Raw genomic sequence first — 17,753 nt, 5'->3', positions numbered from 1 at the left:
TCGAGGCGCACGTCGAGCCACTCGCCGGCGCGCACTACCGAGGCGAACAGGCGCAGCTGGCCGCAGGTGCGGCCGCGTTCGCCCTCCAGCCGCGCTCGTGGCAGGCCGGTTTCCGCCATGGTGCGTTCGATCAGGCCATCGCCGATGGCCTCGATCTCGTCGGCGATGGTTTCCAGGAACGCTGCGCGCTCCTCGAGCGAGCTCTCGCCATAGCTGGCGAAGGCGTCCTCGGCCAGGGCGCAGGCCTGGTCGACTTCCCCCTTGCCACCGCCTGGGTAGCTAGGCTCCAACCTCTCGCCAGTTGCAGGGTTAACGGCAGTAATGGTAGCGGAATTTCCGCTCACGGCCTCCTGGCCGATCAGCATGACGCCAGATAGTGTCACGGTTCTCCTCCTACGCTTGAATCCGCACGCAATACGACTTTCACACTGGTCGTTTACGTACGCTACGAATGTGGAATGTGGCTCGGCTCAGCGCACCAGCGCCGGCCGCTTGGGGTCGAATTCCCAGCCGGGAATCAGAAACTGCATGGCCATGGTGTCGTTGCGTTGTGTCACATCAAGGTTCTGATAAAGACGATGGGCCTCCATCAGTTTTTCTTCATCGAGTTCGACACCCAGGCCTGGCGTCGTCGGCACCTTCAGCTTGCCATCGCGGATCTGGAATGGCTCCTTGGTGATGCGTTGTCCGTCCTGCCAGATCCAGTGAGTATCGATCGCGGTGATATTGCCGGAACATGCCGCCGCCACATGCGTCATCATGGCCAGGGAGATGTCGAAGTGATTGTTACTGTGTGAGCCCCAGGTCATGCCCCACTCGTTACACAATTCGCCGACCATGACAGCCCCCTGCATGGTCCAGAAGTGGCAATCCGCCAGAGGAATATCCACAGCGTTGAGTTGCACGGCATATTGAAGTTGCTTGAAGTCGGTGGCGATCATGTTAGTTGCGGTGGGCAAGCCGGTGCGTTTCTTGAACTCGGCCATGGTTTCGCGACCGGAATAACTCTCTTCCTGACCACAGGGATCTTCGGCATAGCTGAGCAGGTCGCGGATCGGCGTTAGTACGCGCACCGCCTCATCGAGGGTCCAAGCACCATTGGGGTCCAGGGTCAGACGCGCCTCGGGAAACGCTTCGTACAAGGCGCGAATGCAATCGGCTTCCTCCTCGCCACGCAATACCCCGCCCTTGAGTTTGAAGTCCTTGAAACCGTAACGTTCGTAAGCAGCCTTGGCCAGGTTGGCCACGGCATCCGGCGTCAGGGCCTCGCGGTAACGGACCTCATCCCACGCGTCCCGGGGATCGCTCACCTTCGGGTAAGGCAAGTCCGTCTTGTCCGGATCGCCGAGCAGGAACAGATAGCCTAGCGCTTCCACTTCATCGCGCTGACGACCGTACTGACCGAGAAGATCCGCTACTGGCATCTGCAGGGCCTGTCCATAGAGATCGAACAGGGCAGACTCGATACCGGTGATCACGTGCACTGCCACCCTTAGATCGAAGGTCTGGCGCCCCCGCTCTTCACGGCCGTCCTTTGCCAGCAGTTGACGTACCCGGTTGAGTGTCTGCTTGACATCGTTGACACGCGAGCCTTCCACCAGCGAGCGACACTGCTCCAGCCCTTTGAGAATGCCGGCACTGGCAGGGATCTCCCCCACCCCCTGATTGCCGGTATCATCTTCCAGGATGACCACGCAGCGAATGAACCAAGGGGCATGACCGCCACTCAGGTTGAGAAGGAAGCCGTCATAACCGGCCACCGGAACGATTCTCATGCTTTTGACGTTGGGGAACATGAAGCAGTCCTTTCAAGAAAGAAATAACGATGAACGAGTGGATCTAACGAGATCAGGGAAGCGCTGCATAAATCGACGAACGGTATCAAGCGCAAGGCGCCCGGAGCACAGGAACCGGAGCCTATGGGGTATAGGATTGAACCGTGCAGGCATTTATTCAGTGCTTCCTTAGGTGACAGGGGCCGGATTGAACAACACCAGATCGTTATGAAGTCCGAGGCGATCGGCGGCGACCTGATGGCGGCCACTGGCCACATCGAGGATCAGATGGAAAAGCTCCCAGCCGAGCTCCTCGATCGAGGCCTCACCAGTGGCGATACGACCGGCATCCAGGTCAATCAGGTCATGCCAGCGCTGGCCGAGTGTCGAGTTGGTCGACATCTTGATGACCGGAACCATGGATAGCCCATAGGGCGTACCACGCCCCGTGGTGAACACCTGAAGGTTCATGCCAGCGGCCAATTGCAGCGTGCCGCAAATGAAATCGCTGGCCGGTGTGGCAGCGAACGTCAGGCCCTTGCGGCGAATACGCTCGCCGGGGCCGATGACGTCGACGATGGGCGACGTTCCTGACTTGATGACCGAGCCCAACGCCTTCTCCACTACATTGCTCAGACCACCACGCTTGTTTCCCGGCGAAGGGTTGGCACTGCGGTCGGCTTGCCCTCCTTCCAGGTAGCGGTCGTACCACTCCATCTGCTCGATGAGAGCACGTCCCACGGTTTCATCGGCCGTGCGAGGCGTCAGCAGATGAATGGCGTCACGCACCTCGGTGACCTCGGAAAACATCACGCTACCGCCGGCTCGCACGATCAGGTCCGTGGCGAATCCCACCGCAGGGTTGGCGGTCACCCCTGAGAAGGCATCACTGCCGCCACACTGCATCCCCACCACCAGCTCCGAGGCCGGGCAGGTCTCGCGTCGACGCCGATTCATGCGCTCCAGATGACGCTCGGCCATGGCCATGATGCCCTCGATCATGTCCCCAAACCCCTGGAAGGACTCGTCCTGAAGGCTCAGCACATTGGCCTCGGGGTCTGCCGCCTCGGTGTTCTCGTAGATTTTTACCGGACGATCCTCGACCAGGGTCGAAGGCTGGAGTTTCTCGCAACCCAGGCCGATGACCATCACCTCGTTGCCAAAATTCGGATTGAGAGAGATGTTCTTGAGAGTCCGAATCGGCACGATGGCCGCCGGGGCATTGATGGCAACGCCACAGCCATAGGTGTGGTTGAGCCCCACCACGTCGTCCACGTTAGGAAAGCGCGGTAGTAGCTCCTGCTTGATGCGACTCACCACGTAGTCGACGGTACCGGCGACGCATTGGACGCTGGTGGTGATCCCCAGGACATTCTTGGTGCCGACGCTACCGTCGGGGTTGCGAAAGCCCTCGAACGTATACCCTTCCAGTGGCTCGGCACTCGGTGCCGGGCGCGTTGCCAGCGGCAGGTCGTGTAATGCGGGGGCCCGCGGCAGGCGAACGTTGGTCTCGTTGACATGACCACCGCGTGGAATGGGGGCGGTGGCGGTGCCAATCACTTCACCGTAACGAACGATGTCCTCCCCCGTCGCGATGTCCTCGAGCGTCACCTTGTGCCCTTGAGGAATAGGAACGGTCAGGACGAGACCGTCATCCAGGACAGTGCCTTCCCCGAGGCCTCCCTGCTCGACGACGATAGCCACGTTGTCATTCGCATGGACTTTGATGACCCGAGTTCTGGGCTGGCTCATGACAGCTCCTCCTTATTCAGTCGGCTCGCCGGGAGATCGGCTTTCAATTCCCGACGGGACTTCAACCGCATCACGATGGAGAATGCGACAGAAGCCAGGATCAATATCCACAGCACGACGGCAATCGGACTCTTGGTGAAGAAGATCGACAGAGTGCCGAAGGATTCGAGGGTCTTGACGAAGTAGACTTCCGCCGAACTGCCCAGGATGAAGCCAATGATCAGCGGTGCGACCTCAAGGCCGACCTTCTGGACCAGATAGCCGAGGACACCAAAGATCAGCAGCGTCCAGACATCGAACATGATGCCGTAGTTGATGGCATAGGCACCGACGACACACATCATCACGATAATCGGGAAGAGGATGTGCTTGGGCACCATGATCACTTTGGCGATGTACTTGATGGCGTAGAACATCAGGAAGAACATCACGAAGTTGGCGAACACCAACGCCGTCATCATGACATACCAGGTGTCGGCGTTCTCGGGAATGAACAGCGGTCCTACCTGGACCCCCTGGAGGGTGAAAGCCCCAATCAGCACGGCGGTGGTGGAGTCTCCGGGAATACCCAACGATAGCAGTGGAATCAGTGCACCACCGGTCAAGGCATTATTGGCCGACTCCGAGGCAATCAGGCCCTGGGGAGCTCCCTTGCCCATTTCCGAAGAGTCTCGGGACAGATTCCTCTCTTGGGTGTAGGCGAGCACAGAGGCGGCGCTGCCCCCAACCCCCGGCAGCATTCCGACGAAGGTGCCGATGAAAGAAGAACGCACCAGGTTGGTCAGACGCCCCTTGAAGACACTGAGGGAAAACCCCGCCCCCTTGCCGATCTTGATCTTCTCATTGGTCAGACCGCTCTTCACACCCTTCTCGGCCTCCAGCAGGATGGTGGAAATACCGAAGATGCCGATCAGCACGGGCAGTAGTGAAAAACCCTCGAACAGGTAGGGCTCCATGAAGTCGAACATCAACCGGGTCTTGCCGTTACCGCCATCGGAAATGCTGTAGGTTCCCACAAGGCTAAGCCAGACACCGATCACCCCACTGAAGATACCGACCAACATATTGCTGGACAGGGAGGCGATCACCGTCAGGGCCAGGAAGATGATCAGAAACTTTTCGACATAGGAGAACTTGATCGAGAAGTCCGCCAGGATAGGCGCGAAGAGGAACAAGACAATGGCACTGATGAGACCACCGACGAGGGAAGCGATGACACAAACCTTCAGCGCTCTCTCACCCTGCCCCTTTTGTGCCATGGGATAGCCATCGAAGGTGGTCGTGATCGAGGATGGCGTACCGGGGATATTAAGCAGCACCGCCGGCACCATACCACCGGAAATGCCCCCAACGTAGAGGCCAAGCAGCAGTGCCAGACCATGATTCAGGCCTAATGCATAGGTCAACGGTAAACAGACAGCCACGGCCATGGTGGCTGTCATGCCGGGAATGGCACCGAAAATGATCCCCACCAACGCCCCAAGAGCCGCCAGCAGGAAGAAAGTGATATCGAGAAGTGACAGGAATTCCATAACGGCAGCTACCTCGGTCACGGCAAGGTGATGTTGAAGAGCTTGGCCAGAACGAACCAGGCCAGGCTGGGCGCAACGATGGCATTGACGACCGCGATACCCAGGTTCTTCCGAGTCCTTTCATGCATATAAAGCAAGGACATCAAAAGAACAAAAGCCATCGACACGAACAGGAAGCCATATCCCGTGTATGGAAAGAGATTTCCTATCGCTGCCATCAAATAGAAGTACGCCGCGATCAGCGCGAGGGTACCGAAGAAACGTAAGACATCCATGGATTCCCCAATGATGGGGAGGGAATGCTCGCCTCGTCTCACGGCAGCGAGAAAGGGTATGACCCTGAACACCAGAACCAGCAGGAAAAGACATGCCAATAGCCAGTGAATGATTCGAGGGAAGAACAGATGAGAGGTCTCGAAATCGATCGAGACGCTTAACAGGGTTGAAAGACCTGATTCCATAGTGGCTCCCGGGTAGGCGGAACGCTAGCGTGCCTAACGCGATATAAGGGAGTAGCATTCACATCGGGCGTCGGCGGCACCACCACCGACGCCCGCTTGCGCCCATTACTGGATATTGTTGATGATGCCCTCGTAGCGGGTCATCTTATCCTTCAGGTAAGCTGCCGCCTCGTCGGAAGGCTTGAAGTTGGGGATGAAGAAGGAGTTCTTCTGAATTTCCTGGATTTCACCCTCCGCATAGATCTCTTCAAGCGCCGTATCGATCTGCTCGACAATGGCGGGATCCATGTCCTTGTTGTAGAGGAAGAAGAACTCCTTATCGAAGGTAAAGTTCTCGCTATCTCCCATGGTGACAGTCACGTTGGGCTCCACGAATTCGAGTAGCTGTTCCCTGTCGGTCTGGCCCATGCCATCCTCCGGCGCCTGCTCGATGGTGCCATTACGTGCAGTCAACCAAACGAAGCGCATCGCCTTCTGGTCGTCCTCAGGAAGACGGGTATATTGCTCATTGGCCTGAACCGAGCCGTTGATGACATCGGCCTGGCCATCGAAGAGTTGCTGGTTCTTGTCGGCCTGGGAGCCAGTGTTGACAGCTACCAGATTGTCTTCCATGCCAGGATGCTCGATGCTGACGGCATTTTTCATCGCACTAAAGCCGATTTCAGAAACACCGCCTGGCTGGATGGCAACGCGAACCGTTTCACCATTTCCTACTGCATCCATGACGTCAGTCATGTTCTGATAAGGCGAATCTTTCGGTACCAGATAAGCATTTCCCGGGTTGATGGCGACGGTTGGCCCAACCGTATATTTCTCGAAAATGTTGTCATAGCCTTCCACACCATACAGATAGCCAAGATATGACTGGTCGTGGAAGATCATCAAGGTGTTGCCACGTGAATCACGATCCAAGGCGCGGAAAGCTGCAGTGGCACCCACAGCATCGACCTTCATGTTGAGATCGAGCCTCTCGGCCAGCTTATCTACGACGATGCTCGAGTTCTGGTAGGTATCACCACCCGTGGAGGTGGAACCGATTACCACCCTGATGTTCCCCCTCAGGGGACCATCGGCGGCAGAAGCGATACTGGCACCGGCTGCCAGGGATGCCATCAATACAGCCGAGCCAAAAACAGAGATTGTCTTAGAAAATTTCATGGGTGCCCTCTCAATTATCTTTGTCGATTTATGGGAAATTACAATTGATTGGCTATGCCAACCAGCTTCTCCAGCTGCTGACACTCCTCGAAAGTCGGCATGGTCAGCGGCGCACGAACACTGCCGGCTGGGCGGCCAATGATCTCGGCACCGGCCTTGATCAGGCTGACGGCATAACCTTTCTTCCGATCCCTCAGGTTCACGAAGGGAATGAAGAAGTCGTTGGTAATTTTCTTGACGACTTCGCTGTTGCCCTTGCGCAGTTCCTTGTAGAAAGTCACGGCCATGTCAGGAACGAAGTTGAACACGGCCGATGAATAGGTGTTCACGCCAATGGAAAGATAGGCCTCGGCGAATATCTCGGCGGTGGGTACGCCACCGATGTACACCAGCCGGTCGCCGACGGTCTTGATGATCTTGTTGAGCGCCTGGATGTCGCCACTGCCATCCTTGAGCCCAATCAGGTTGGGACACTGATCGGCAAGCTGCTGGACCGCCTCTACCTCGAGAGTGCCGTTGGCACGGTTGTAGTAGATGACATTGATGTCAGTGGCGTCACAGATCTGACGGGCATAATCCACCAGGCCATCCTGGGGGCATTCAGTCAGGTAAGGCGGCATCAGCAGGATGCCGTCGGCACCCGCCTCTTCCGCTACCTTGGCGAATGCCTTGCCGCTTTCGACGCTGAGGCCGGCGCTGGCAATCACCGGCAGCTTGCCGTTCACCGTCTCCACCGCCAGGCGGACGATCTCGCGATACTCATCCAGGCTTAGGTTGAAGAACTCACCGGTACCACCGGCCACGAAGACCGCGGAGATGTCATGGCTGATGAACCACTCCAGGCGGCGGCGATAGCTTGCGGCATCGAACCGGCTCTGCTCGTCGAAGTCGGTGATTGGGAAAGACAGCAGCCCGTCGCCCAGTGCGCGCCTCACTTCATCTCTGGAAAACTTCACCCGAAGGTCCTCTCGTTATGCTGCTTTGATTGATCGACCGAGAGTTTGAAGGCCTTCTCGGTCCGGCAATTCTGCTGATAGCCTGCTGATAGACAGCAATGGCAAATCTCTTTTGTCATACATCATACAAATAGCAACTTAACGAGGTATTGGCTGACCGGCAAGGGTGAATATGGTAGTTTTAGACCAAAGTCGAGTTCATTCGAGACCGGTAATCCAATCCATGCCACACTTCATCGACCCAACAAAACCTCCCATAACCAAGTGATATTCAAGGAATATAAGAAACAATGCTCGTTCCCGAGCCCCGCGGAGAAAGTACCTTCATCACCGATGCATCACTCCTGATGGCCACTCCCCGCCCCCGGAATGCTCTGGCGAGGACTGCTTGACGATGAGCCTGCTCGACGTCTTTCTCGGCACCCTGGAAGTTACCCTGCCAGTCTTCGCCATGGTGTTCATCGGCATCGCCCTGAAACGTAGCGGCTGGATCGATACCCACTTCGTCAACACGGCATCGAACCTGGTTTTCAAGGGCACCATGCCGGTGCTGATCTTCCTGAGCCTGATCAAGGCCGATATCGACACCGCCTTCAATCCCTTTCTGCTGGGTTTCTTCGCTCTGGCCACACTCGCCACCTTTCTGTTGAGCTGGGCCTGGGCTATCTGGCGGGTACCTCACACGGATCGAGGTGTCTACGTACAGGGGGCATTTCGCGGCAACTGCGGCATCGTCGGCCTGGCGCTGGCCGCCAGCATGTATGGGGAATACGGATTATCCGCCGGCGGGCTCCTGCTGGGGGTGGTGATTCTCAGCTATAACATTCTGTCGGTGGTGGTACTGTCAGCCTACCGCCCCGGTCGCAGTGCCAATTGGCGCAGCATCGCCAAGCATATCGCCAGGAATCCATTGATCCTCGCCGTCGTCACTGCCCTGCCGTTCACCATTCTGGAAATCGGCTTGCCGCAATGGCTGATGACTTCAGGCGAATATTTCGCCTCACTGACCCTGCCTCTGGCGTTGATCTGCATTGGGGCGACCCTGTCGATCGGCGCTCTGCGCGAATCACACGACACGGCCATGGGATCCAGCTTCATGAAGATGGTAACGTTGCCGCTACTGGCGACCGGCGCTGCCTGGCTGGCGGGATTCTCCGGACGCGAACTGGGGTTGCTGTTCCTATACTTCGCCAGCCCCACGGCGGCAGCCAGTTTCGTGATGGTCAAGGCAATGGGAGGTAATGCCAAGCTGGCCGCCAACATCATCGCCATCACCACACTTTTGGCGAGCCTTACCGTTACCTTGGGAGTTTTCGTGCTACGGGTGATGAACCTGATCTAGGCAGTCGCACTCACCACCACTTCAAACTGCTCCAGCCCACCTCCTTCAGCGAAAGCTTCCTTCGGCATAGGATTGGCATGGGCGCGCTTGAAGTCATCGCTCCCTACCCAGGCGCGGAAAGCGTCCTGGCTCTCCCACTCGGTCTCCACCACGTAGGGAGCCTGGTTGCCCAATGGTCGCAGCACTCGCATGGACTTGAACCCTGGCTGCTTGTCGATTTCGCCGGCACGGGCCTTGAAGCGTGCCTCGAACTCGTCTTCATAGCCGGATTGCACATAGACGCGGTTATTGACGATGAAGCTCATATTGACTCCCGATCCTCAGGAAATATCGGCCGGTGTGTGAAAACCGCTCAGCCTTGCACAGCCGGCCGCCCAGACATCAGCCTCCAGGCTCGCGATCGCTGCCGTGGGGAAATGCATGCCCTGGCCACGGCCTCCCTCGACTAGCCGGGTGGTAAGCTCTCCCACCAACGGCATATGACTGACCAATAGCCACGGAGTGCCAGCGGCATGTTTCAGCAACCACTCGATGACAGGTTCCACGGGATCATCGGGGGTGATCAACTCGAGGGTTTCCACCGTTAATCCCAGAGGCTCAGCCACGAGTATCGCCGTCTGTTGAGCGCGCCGGAATGGACTGGCCACCACACGTAATGGGCGACGCCACTCCTCGTCAAGAGAGGCTGCCAGCCATGCACCCATGCGACTGGCATCATGACAGCCGCGTTCGCTCAGCTCCCGGTCAGCATCCGGCTGGCCAGGCTTTGCCTTGCCGTGACGCATGATCATCACCCGATCACTCATTGTCCTTCTCCTGCCTTCTGGCCTGAGACACGGCTTCCCGAGACAAGGTAAACTCTACGTCGCTACTCTGTTCGCCCTGCATCAGCATCTTGGCCATCTGTCGTGCTGGGACACCATTGAACAGCACTTGATAGAGCCCTTCAGCCAGCGGCATATAGACCCCATCTTCACACGCCTTGTCACGAACCAAGCGGACGGTGTTGACGCCTTCAGCCACCTGCCCCAAGGCGTCAACAGCTTCATCCAGTGTCTTACCTTCCCCCAGGGCATAACCCACCCGGTAATTGCGCGATAGATTCGACGAGCAGGTGACGATCAAGTCCCCAACACCTGCCAGTCCCAAGAAGGTCATCGGGTTGGCACCCTGATCGACAGCGAATCGACTCATCTCAGCCAGTGCCCGCGTCATCAACATGCTGCGGGTGTTCTCCCCCATACCCAGCGCCGCGGCCATGCCGGCGGCAATGGCATAGATGTTCTTCAGCGCCCCGCCCAGTTCAACGCCATAACGGTCGTTGCTGGCATAAACTCGAAAATAGTCGCACCCCAATGCGGTTTGCACCCTCGCGCGCGTGAACGGATCATCGCTGGCAATGACAGTGGCGGTGAGGTGTTTGTCAGCGATCTCAGAAGCCAGATTGGGGCCGGAAAGCACGCCGATGTGTGGGAATCCGGTTTCTTCCTCGAGAATCTGGCTCATCAGCTTGAAACCATCTTCGTGGATACCCTTGGTGGTACTGACCAAAATCTGATCGCTCTTCAGCCAAGGGCGCGCTTGGCGTACCACCGACTGGAAAGCTTCGGAGGGAATCGCAATCAATACCAGTTCGGCCCCATCGAGCACTTCGCGCATATCATCTGACGCCATCACTGCCGGGTTGATGGCATAATCGGGAAGATACCGCGAGTTGCGGTGGTCATGATTGATCTCGGCCACCAAGGCGGCATCGCGCAACCACTGGCGAACCTCAGCACCGTTGTCAGCAGCGATACTGGCCAGGGCGGTGCCGAAGCTGCCTCCCCCCAGTACTGCCACTCTCAGGCGATCCTCAGACATGCTCGATCCCTAGCTGCAGTATGATGCCGGTCATTGTAAACGAAAAACGCCCCGTGTCGGGGCGTTGCAGACTGCTGACGAACCCCGCATTTTTTGCGGGGTTTGTGTTTCTACGCTCGCGTTCTTTGCTCGCGACGGAAGGGAGCGCTACAACACGATTTATCTCTCGAGAGGCAGAAAATGGCGCTCTCAAGCGAGTATGGGGCTTCCTGAAGGTGTCGCTGGAAGGAAAATTCGACGACCGGGCCCCTCTCAGGCCGCCAAGGCCATTTTCTTGAGGTTCTGCGCTGCCGCACAGAGCAAGGCCTGCTCTCGCATTCCAGCGATTCCCCGCATGCGAGCATAGCGGTACCCATGGAGTTGCTTGGCATCTGCGAAGCTGCGCTCCACCGTCTCCTTGCGGCGCTCGTAAATTCGTTTGCCTACCGGCTCCAGCCGGCGGCTCCCCACCCGCTCCTTGGCGTCTTCCCAGACGTGGCGAGTCACCGTCTTGCGGTAGTGTTGATTGCGTGTGCAAGTCGCTAGGCGTGGGCACTCCCGGCACCAGACCGGGTCCGAGTGGTAATGACGATAGCCTTCCCGGTTGGTAGTCGCATAACGCAGCGTCTGGCCTTCTGGACAGCGGTAACCGTCCTGATCGGCGTCATACACGAAGAGGCGTTTCGGCATCATGCCTTTCGGCTTGCTGGGCCGACAATAACCGATCACACCGTAAAGTTGGCGCTTCTCCAACCCTTGGCAAATCGCGGCGGTAAAGTAACCGGCGTCCAGCCCAACGGCGGCCACATCGAATCCAAAGCGTCGGCGTTGGCGATCCAGCCGCTCCAGGTAGGGCACGCTGTCGTGCACGCTCGCGGGCGTGATGTGCACATCGGTGATGATGGCGTGCCTGCCATCCACCGTTCGGTGATCCAGGTAGAAAAACCCCTTGGGCTTGCCCTCCCGCACCATGTAGCCGCTGTCGGGATCGGTATCACTGATCTTCTTGGCGGTGGGCTCGGGTTCCGCCTCTCGACGAGGCGGCAGCGGCTTTTTTCCGTGAGCCTCCCGATCGGCGACCACCGCCTCTTCCAGCTCTGCCAGATAGGCCTGCGGTGTCGTCTCCACCTCCTGCATCGTGAAACGACGGCGATTGGCATTGGCCTTGATGTGGGTGCTGTCGGTGTACAGGACACGACCGCCCACCAGGCCCTGTTGCATCGCCTGCTCCACCACATGATCGAACAGTCGCTGCGCGATATCGCTGTCACGGAACCGCCGGCGCCGGTTCTGGCTGAAGGTCGAGGCGTCCGGCACCTTGTCGGTCAGACGCAAGCCCAGGAACCAGCGATAGGCCACGTTCACCTGAAGCTCGCGGACGAGCTGGCGCTCGCTGCGAATGCCGAACAGGTAGCCGATGAACAGCGCCTTGAACAGGAGAACGGGATCCAGCGCGGGGCGACCGTTGTCCTCGCAGTACAAGTGACGGGTCTCGTCGCGGATAAAGGAGAAGTCGATGATGGCATCGATGCGCCGGAGCAGATGATCGGAAGGCACCAGCTCTTCCAGCGTGACCATCTCCAGCTCGTGTTGGGTAGGACCGGGATCTTTTAGCATTCCCTAATAACAACAAAGTCCTGGCCGAAGGGCCAGGACTTTGTCAGCAATCTGAAACGCCCCGTGTCGGGGCGTTGGTCTGATCGCGTCGAGCCGGCCAAGCCGACCCGACACGTCTTTCATTCGATCATCGGTACCAGACTATCGATGGTCGACCGGGCGTCACCGTAGACCATCCGGGTATTCTCCTTGAAGAACAGCGGATTCTCGATGCCGGAATAGCCTGTCCCCTGGCCGCGCTTACTGACGAAAACTTGCTTGGCCTCCCAGACCTTCAACACCGGCATGCCGGCGATGGGGCTATTGGGGTCCTCCTCGGCAGCTGGATTGACGATATCGTTGGAGCCGATGATGATCGCCACATCGGTGTTGGCGAAGTCACCGTTGATCTCGTCCATTTCCAGCACGATATCATAGGGAACTCGGGCTTCGGCCAGCAACACGTTCATGTGTCCCGGCAGGCGACCCGCCACCGGGTGGATGCCGAAGCGCACGTTCTTGCCGGCGCTGCGCAGCTTGCGAGTCAGTTCGCTGACCGCATTCTGCGCCTGGGCCACCGCCATGCCATAGCCCGGCACGATGATCACACTATCGGCGTCGTTCAAGGCACTAGCCACACCGGCGACATCGATGGCCACCTGTTCGCCTTCGATCTCCGCGGCCGGCCCCTTGCTACCGCCAAAGCCCCCCAAGATCACGTTGATGAAGTTGCGGTTCATCGCCTTGCACATGATGTAGGAGAGAATGGCACCGGAGGAGCCTACCAAGGCACCCGTGACGATCAGCAGGTCATTGGACAAGGTGAAGCCGATGGCCGCCGCCGCCCAGCCGGAGTAGCTGTTGAGCATCGACACCACCACCGGCATGTCGGCGCCGCCGATGCCCATGATCAGGTGATAGCCGATGAAGAAGGCCAAAGCCGCCAGCAGCAGCAGCGTCCAGAAGCCCGCACCATTCAGGTAGAGAATGGCCAACAGCAGCGACAGCACCGCCGCGCCAGCATTCAGTAGATGGCCGCCCGGCAACTGACGGGGCTTGCCATCCACCTTACCAGCGAGTTTGCCGAAAGCGATCACCGAGCCTGTGAAGGTCACGGCACCGATGAATACCCCCAGGACTACCTCGATTTGCAGGAAGGTAAGTTCGGCCGGGGTCTTGGTGGCCACCAAAGCAGCGAAGGCAGAGAATCCTTCGGTAGCCCCCTCGGCAAGCTGGGAGGCCAACACGCGACGCCGCTCCAGGTCGGCGTTGAAGCCCACGAACACCGCTGCCAGGCCCACGAAGCTGTGCAGTGCCGCCACCAACTGGGGCATTTCGGTCATGGCGACCTTCTTGGCCACATAGACGCCAACCACCGCACCGACGATCATCATCGGCACCATCCACCAATAACCGCCGATGCCCGGCCCGAAGGCAGTGAAGAACACCGCTACCGCCATGCCAACGATGCCATACCACACCGCCCGCTTGGCCTTCTCCTGGTTACTCAGCCCTCCTAACGAGAGGATGAACAATACACTTGCCGCAATCGACGCGGCAGATACGAATCCTTGACCTAACATGTCGTGTCTCCGCCGCTCAGGATTTCTGGAACATGGCAAGCATCCGGCGCGTCACCAGGAAGCCACCCACGATATTGATAGTGGCGATCAGCACCGAGAGCGCCGCCAGCAGACCGACCAGGAAACTGCCCGAACCGATCTGTAGTACCGCCCCCAGCACGATGATGCCGGAGATGGCATTGGTCACCGACATCAGCGGCGTATGCAGGGAATGGCTCACGCCCCAGATCACCTGGAAGCCCACGAAACAAGCCAGGGCGAAAACGATGAAATGCTGCATGAAGGAAGCAGGTGCCACCTGACCAAGCAACAGCATCAACGCCCCACCCACGCCCAGCAGCGTAACCTGGCGCTTGGTTTGAGCCATGAAGGCAGCGTGCTCGGCCGCCTTCTTCTCCTCCGGCGTGGGCTCCTTGATCTTCTCCTTGGGCTTGGCGGAGGCGATGGCCTTTATCTTGGGTGGCGGCGGCGGGAAAGTGATCTCGCCTTCATGGGTCACCGTGGCACCACGGATGACATCGTCCTCCATATCGTGGACGATCACGCCGTCCTTCTCCGGCGTCAGATCGGTCAGCATGTGGCGGACGTTGGTGGCATAGAGTAGCGAGGCCTGGGTGGCCATGCGCGAGGGAAAGTCAGTGTAGCCGACGATGATCACGCCGTTATCTGTGACCACCCGCTGGTCTGGCACGGTGAGGTCGCAGTTGCCGCCCTTCTCGGCAGCCAGGTCGACGATCACCGAGCCGGGCTTCATGGCCTTGACCATGTCCTCGAGCCACAGCTTGGGCGCCGGTTTACCCGGAATCAGGGCGGTGGTGATGACGATGTCTACATCCGGGGCCTGCTCACGGAACAGCGCCAACTGCTTCTCGCGGAACTCCGGGCTGGATGGTGCCGCATAGCCGCCGCTTTCCGCACCGTCCTGGGTATCCTCGAAGTCTAGGAACAGGAACTCAGCGCCCATGGATTCGATCTGCTCGGCCACTTCGGGACGCACGTCGAAAGCCCGCACCACCGCCCCCAGGCTAGCGGCGGTGCCAATAGCGGCCAATCCCGCCACCCCAGCACCGACCACCAGCACCTTGGCCGGCGGCACCTTGCCTGCGGCGGTGACCTGACCGGTAAAGAAGCGCCCAAACTGGTTGCCGGCTTCGATCACCGCGCGATAGCCGGCAATATTAGCGGTACTCGACAGGGCATCCATCTTCTGAGCGCGGGAGATGCGCGGCACCATGTCCATAGCGACGACAGTGGCGCCCTTGGCGCGACACTGCTCGAGTAGCGCCTCGCTCTGGGCCGGCCAGAAGAAGGAGATCAGGGTCTGGCCTTGACGCAAGAACCCGGCTTCTTCCTCAGAAGGTTCGCGCACCTTGATGACGACGTCGGCCGCCTCCCAGAGAGTCTGGGTAGCATCGACGACGGTAACCCCCGCCTCCCGATAGGCGTCATCATTAAAACCCGCGGCTTCACCAGCCCCGGTTTCAATCAGGCACTCATGTCCCAGCTTCTTGATATGTTGGGCGCTTTCAGGCGTCAGCGCGACTCGCGCCTCGCCCCGAGCCGTCTCCTTGGGAGCTCCAATCTTCACAGCCAACCCCCCATATGGCGACGGTCGTCACGACTCATTGCCGCGACACCGCTCATCGGCATCAACATGCTCTGCATTTCCCATTGCTCCTTGTTTCCCGCAAAACTGGGGTAAAAAGGTATCCCACTGGCGCTGTAGTTCACGCCATTCTCATAATCGTCTAGGCAACGAGCGACAGTTTTTTGATAAAACATCGAAAAGGCAAGTCCATAAGCAAAAAAAACTTTCATAAACAGATAGTTATAATTTCCATAACATACCCCTTATGACTAAAAACCCATATAAACCCTTGATTTACATTCAATAAATGAGAACCCCCAACCCACGATTTTCGTTATAGTTCCTATAAACAAAACATTATTCTGGCATTTTGCAAGTCACACTTATCCCACGACTCCTTTCGTGAAAGTCGCCCAAGTAGCCAATTCTTCCAATGTCAGCTTAGAAATTCTGGACGATGTCGTGGGTCGTGGATATGTCGGCAAAGGCGCTATCGAGTACTGCCAAGCTCAAGGCATGTACCTGCTCTGCGTCCCATTGCTGTCCTCGACGATCACTTACCGCAAAGGAGGCACATGCGTCAGCGGCCACCGTTACCGCGAAATCCAGGCACCCAGCATGACGCACAGTGGTGCTGACAGCGTGGGCTGTGGCGACACCCGCTACCACTAGCCGCGACACTCCATGATGACGGAGCCAATTTTCCAGATCGGTGCCAACGAAAGCACTGCTCACATGCTTGGTCACCACCCGCTCCCCTTGTCGAGGCATGACACAGTCCTTGAACTCGGCCCCGAACTGGCCGGGACGGTAGGGAGAACCTGGGGTACGCGAAAAATGCCGCACATGCACGATATGCCCATTGCCACCACGCCAATAAGCCAGCAATTCCTCCAGATTGTCTTCCATTCCGATATTGTTGCGCTCTCCCCAGTATCGGGTATCGTCGATGGCCCGCTGCACATCGACGATCATCAATGCCGCGCCCTCATCCCGCGCATCGCCGAGGCGTAGTCGGGCATTGCCAGTATGGCTCGCCATGTGTACCTCCTGCCGTCATATCCTTGCAGCATAGGTGCTGAGATCATGGCCTGCTCGTTATGATGACCAGGGCAAGCACACGAGAGAGGCGTGACGTGAAGGCGGTCGCGTCCAAGACGACAACCCCGGTGTTCACGGAAGGGGGCGGTTAGGCAGGTACGAAACCGGCACAGAGGCTCGGCGTCACCCTCTTCGGCAGCTTCGACGACACGCTGGGCGATGGCACTCGATCACGCTGTATCGTCGGAGCTATGACGGCGGATCAAGTCACTATTGGTGCGCAATAGCGATAGTAGAACGTCCTTGTAGTCGGTCCGTACTGCATAGTTGTCAAGGGTGGCAATCAAGGCTTCGGCCGAAACCACCCCTTGCTGAGCCAATTCAGCGCGACGCACACGCAAACGTTCATAGGCGCGGTGAGTGTTGAGATTGTGGATATAAGCGCGCACCGCGTCCTGGACGCTGTCAAAGGTCTGGTAGCGCCGACCACTTCCTTGCTGTCCAAGGCCACAGCCGTTGGTGAAGCAACGCATGCCGAACAGGTTATTGCCACGACGCGCAAAACGCGAGGTACCCCATCCAGACTCTTCCACTGCCTGAATCACTACCAACTCCAGCGGCAAGGTGTCCACCCGGTTCAAAAGACGGCTGTCCACTGCCTCTCCTTGGCACTCCACACGATAGCGCTCACACAGCTCGATGAGACGTTCCTGTTCATATTCATCCAGGGAAGCGCCACGTTCAGCAATTGCCAAGAGCCAATCACGTTCGGCACGGATACGAGCATTCTCTGCCTCGACGATCGGCACCAGCAACTCGAAAAAAGCAGCCTTGCGTTTGGGACCGGCTGGCACACTGCGCAGGTCGGGAAGTTCACTGATGGGATCGAGGTCATCGTACACTTCCAGCCCATCGATGGGCTCGGAAGCCACCGCCAAATGGGATTCGAAGTTTTCGGCCAGCAACGGAGTGGCCAGGACACCGACCATCAGGCCAGCCATCAAGAGTGCCAAGGCACGATGGCGCTGTCGTGCCAAGTGTGCGATCCAGCGATGTTGGGTCGAGTGCATGGGCCATCGCTCCACAAAATAATGCCCAAGACTAGCAGCATTCGTGCCAATCGCTAA

Annotated in this window: 17 protein-coding genes; 1 reads left to right on the top strand and 16 read right to left on the bottom strand. The window is 58.3% G+C overall.

Annotation, left to right across the window (positions count from 1 at the left end; genetic code table 11):
• From L861_RS18150 to kdgD, 7 genes are all read right to left on the bottom strand, one after another.
• Positions 1–383: aldehyde dehydrogenase family protein (locus L861_RS18150; RefSeq protein ID WP_144063074.1), on the bottom strand; the 383-nt coding region annotated here is incomplete at its 3' end.
• A gap of 87 nt (positions 384–470) precedes the next feature.
• Positions 471–1,796: an enolase C-terminal domain-like protein gene (locus L861_RS18145; RefSeq protein ID WP_016418103.1), complete on the bottom strand. Its 1,326-nt coding sequence runs from the start codon at positions 1,794–1,796 to the stop codon at positions 471–473.
• Between the two features lie 168 nt (positions 1,797–1,964).
• The gene (gene garD, locus L861_RS18140; RefSeq protein ID WP_016418102.1) at positions 1,965–3,527 is read right to left on the bottom strand and encodes a galactarate dehydratase; all 1,563 of its coding nucleotides are present in this window, start codon (positions 3,525–3,527) and stop codon (positions 1,965–1,967) included.
• Positions 3,524–5,059: a tripartite tricarboxylate transporter permease gene (locus L861_RS18135; RefSeq protein ID WP_016418101.1), complete on the bottom strand. Its 1,536-nt coding sequence runs from the start codon at positions 5,057–5,059 to the stop codon at positions 3,524–3,526. Before L861_RS18135 ends, garD begins: the two co-directional genes overlap by 4 nt.
• Before the next feature lie 17 nt (positions 5,060–5,076).
• Positions 5,077–5,520 (bottom strand): tripartite tricarboxylate transporter TctB family protein, encoded by a 444-nt coding sequence (locus L861_RS18130; RefSeq protein ID WP_016418100.1) that lies wholly within the window; start codon positions 5,518–5,520, stop codon positions 5,077–5,079.
• A 105-nt stretch (positions 5,521–5,625) separates the two neighbouring features.
• The gene (locus tag L861_RS18125; protein WP_016418099.1) at positions 5,626–6,678 is read right to left on the bottom strand and encodes a type 2 periplasmic-binding domain-containing protein; all 1,053 of its coding nucleotides are present in this window, start codon (positions 6,676–6,678) and stop codon (positions 5,626–5,628) included.
• A 38-nt stretch (positions 6,679–6,716) separates the two neighbouring features.
• Positions 6,717–7,634 (bottom strand): 5-dehydro-4-deoxyglucarate dehydratase, encoded by a 918-nt coding sequence (kdgD, locus tag L861_RS18120; protein ID WP_016418098.1) that lies wholly within the window; start codon positions 7,632–7,634, stop codon positions 6,717–6,719.
• A gap of 394 nt (positions 7,635–8,028) precedes the next feature.
• On the opposite strand from kdgD, the gene L861_RS18115 reads away from it, so the two are divergent.
• A complete protein-coding gene (locus tag L861_RS18115) occupies positions 8,029–8,976 on the top strand; it encodes an AEC family transporter (protein WP_016418097.1) in 948 nt (315 codons plus the stop codon).
• On the opposite strand, the gene L861_RS18110 is transcribed toward L861_RS18115, so the two are convergent.
• From L861_RS18110 to L861_RS18070, 9 genes are all read right to left on the bottom strand, one after another.
• Entirely contained in the window at positions 8,973–9,281 is a 309-nt protein-coding gene (locus tag L861_RS18110) for an antibiotic biosynthesis monooxygenase family protein (RefSeq protein WP_016418096.1), read from the bottom strand. The genes L861_RS18115 and L861_RS18110 overlap by 4 nt on opposite strands.
• 15 nt (positions 9,282–9,296) lie before the next feature.
• Positions 9,297–9,782, bottom strand: coding sequence for a phosphohistidine phosphatase SixA (gene sixA / locus L861_RS18105; protein WP_016418095.1), 486 nt, complete (start codon positions 9,780–9,782; stop codon positions 9,297–9,299).
• The gene (locus L861_RS18100) at positions 9,775–10,839 is read right to left on the bottom strand and encodes an NAD(P)H-dependent glycerol-3-phosphate dehydrogenase (RefSeq protein WP_016418094.1); all 1,065 of its coding nucleotides are present in this window, start codon (positions 10,837–10,839) and stop codon (positions 9,775–9,777) included. The genes sixA and L861_RS18100 overlap by 8 nt, the downstream gene beginning before the upstream one ends.
• 252 nt (positions 10,840–11,091) lie before the next feature.
• A complete protein-coding gene (locus L861_RS18095; RefSeq protein WP_027948046.1) occupies positions 11,092–12,435 on the bottom strand; it encodes an IS1182 family transposase in 1,344 nt (447 codons plus the stop codon).
• A gap of 119 nt (positions 12,436–12,554) precedes the next feature.
• Positions 12,555–13,997 (bottom strand): NAD(P)(+) transhydrogenase (Re/Si-specific) subunit beta, encoded by a 1,443-nt coding sequence (locus L861_RS18090; RefSeq protein WP_016418092.1) that lies wholly within the window; start codon positions 13,995–13,997, stop codon positions 12,555–12,557.
• Positions 13,998–14,013: 16 nt separating this feature from the next.
• Positions 14,014–15,585 carry a Re/Si-specific NAD(P)(+) transhydrogenase subunit alpha gene (locus L861_RS18085; protein WP_016418091.1) on the bottom strand — a complete coding sequence of 524 codons (1,572 nt, stop codon included), beginning with the start codon at positions 15,583–15,585 and terminating at the stop codon, positions 14,014–14,016.
• A complete protein-coding gene (locus L861_RS24730) occupies positions 15,582–15,728 on the bottom strand; it encodes a hypothetical protein (protein WP_154658841.1) in 147 nt (48 codons plus the stop codon). Before L861_RS24730 ends, L861_RS18085 begins: the two co-directional genes overlap by 4 nt.
• Positions 15,729–16,026: 298 nt before the next feature.
• Positions 16,027–16,626, bottom strand: a complete 600-nt coding sequence (locus L861_RS18075; protein WP_016418089.1) for a cysteine hydrolase family protein — start codon at positions 16,624–16,626, stop codon at positions 16,027–16,029.
• 230 nt (positions 16,627–16,856) lie between these two features.
• Entirely contained in the window at positions 16,857–17,696 is an 840-nt protein-coding gene (locus tag L861_RS18070) for a glucosaminidase domain-containing protein (RefSeq protein ID WP_016418088.1), read from the bottom strand.
• Positions 17,697–17,753 lie beyond the last annotated feature (57 nt).

It is taken from the genome of Litchfieldella anticariensis FP35 = DSM 16096 (assembly GCF_000409775.1).
GTDB lineage: Bacteria > Pseudomonadota > Gammaproteobacteria > Pseudomonadales > Halomonadaceae > Litchfieldella > Litchfieldella anticariensis.
The sequence above is the reverse complement of the archived record's forward strand: the minus strand, read 5'-3'. Positions and strand labels throughout refer to the sequence as shown.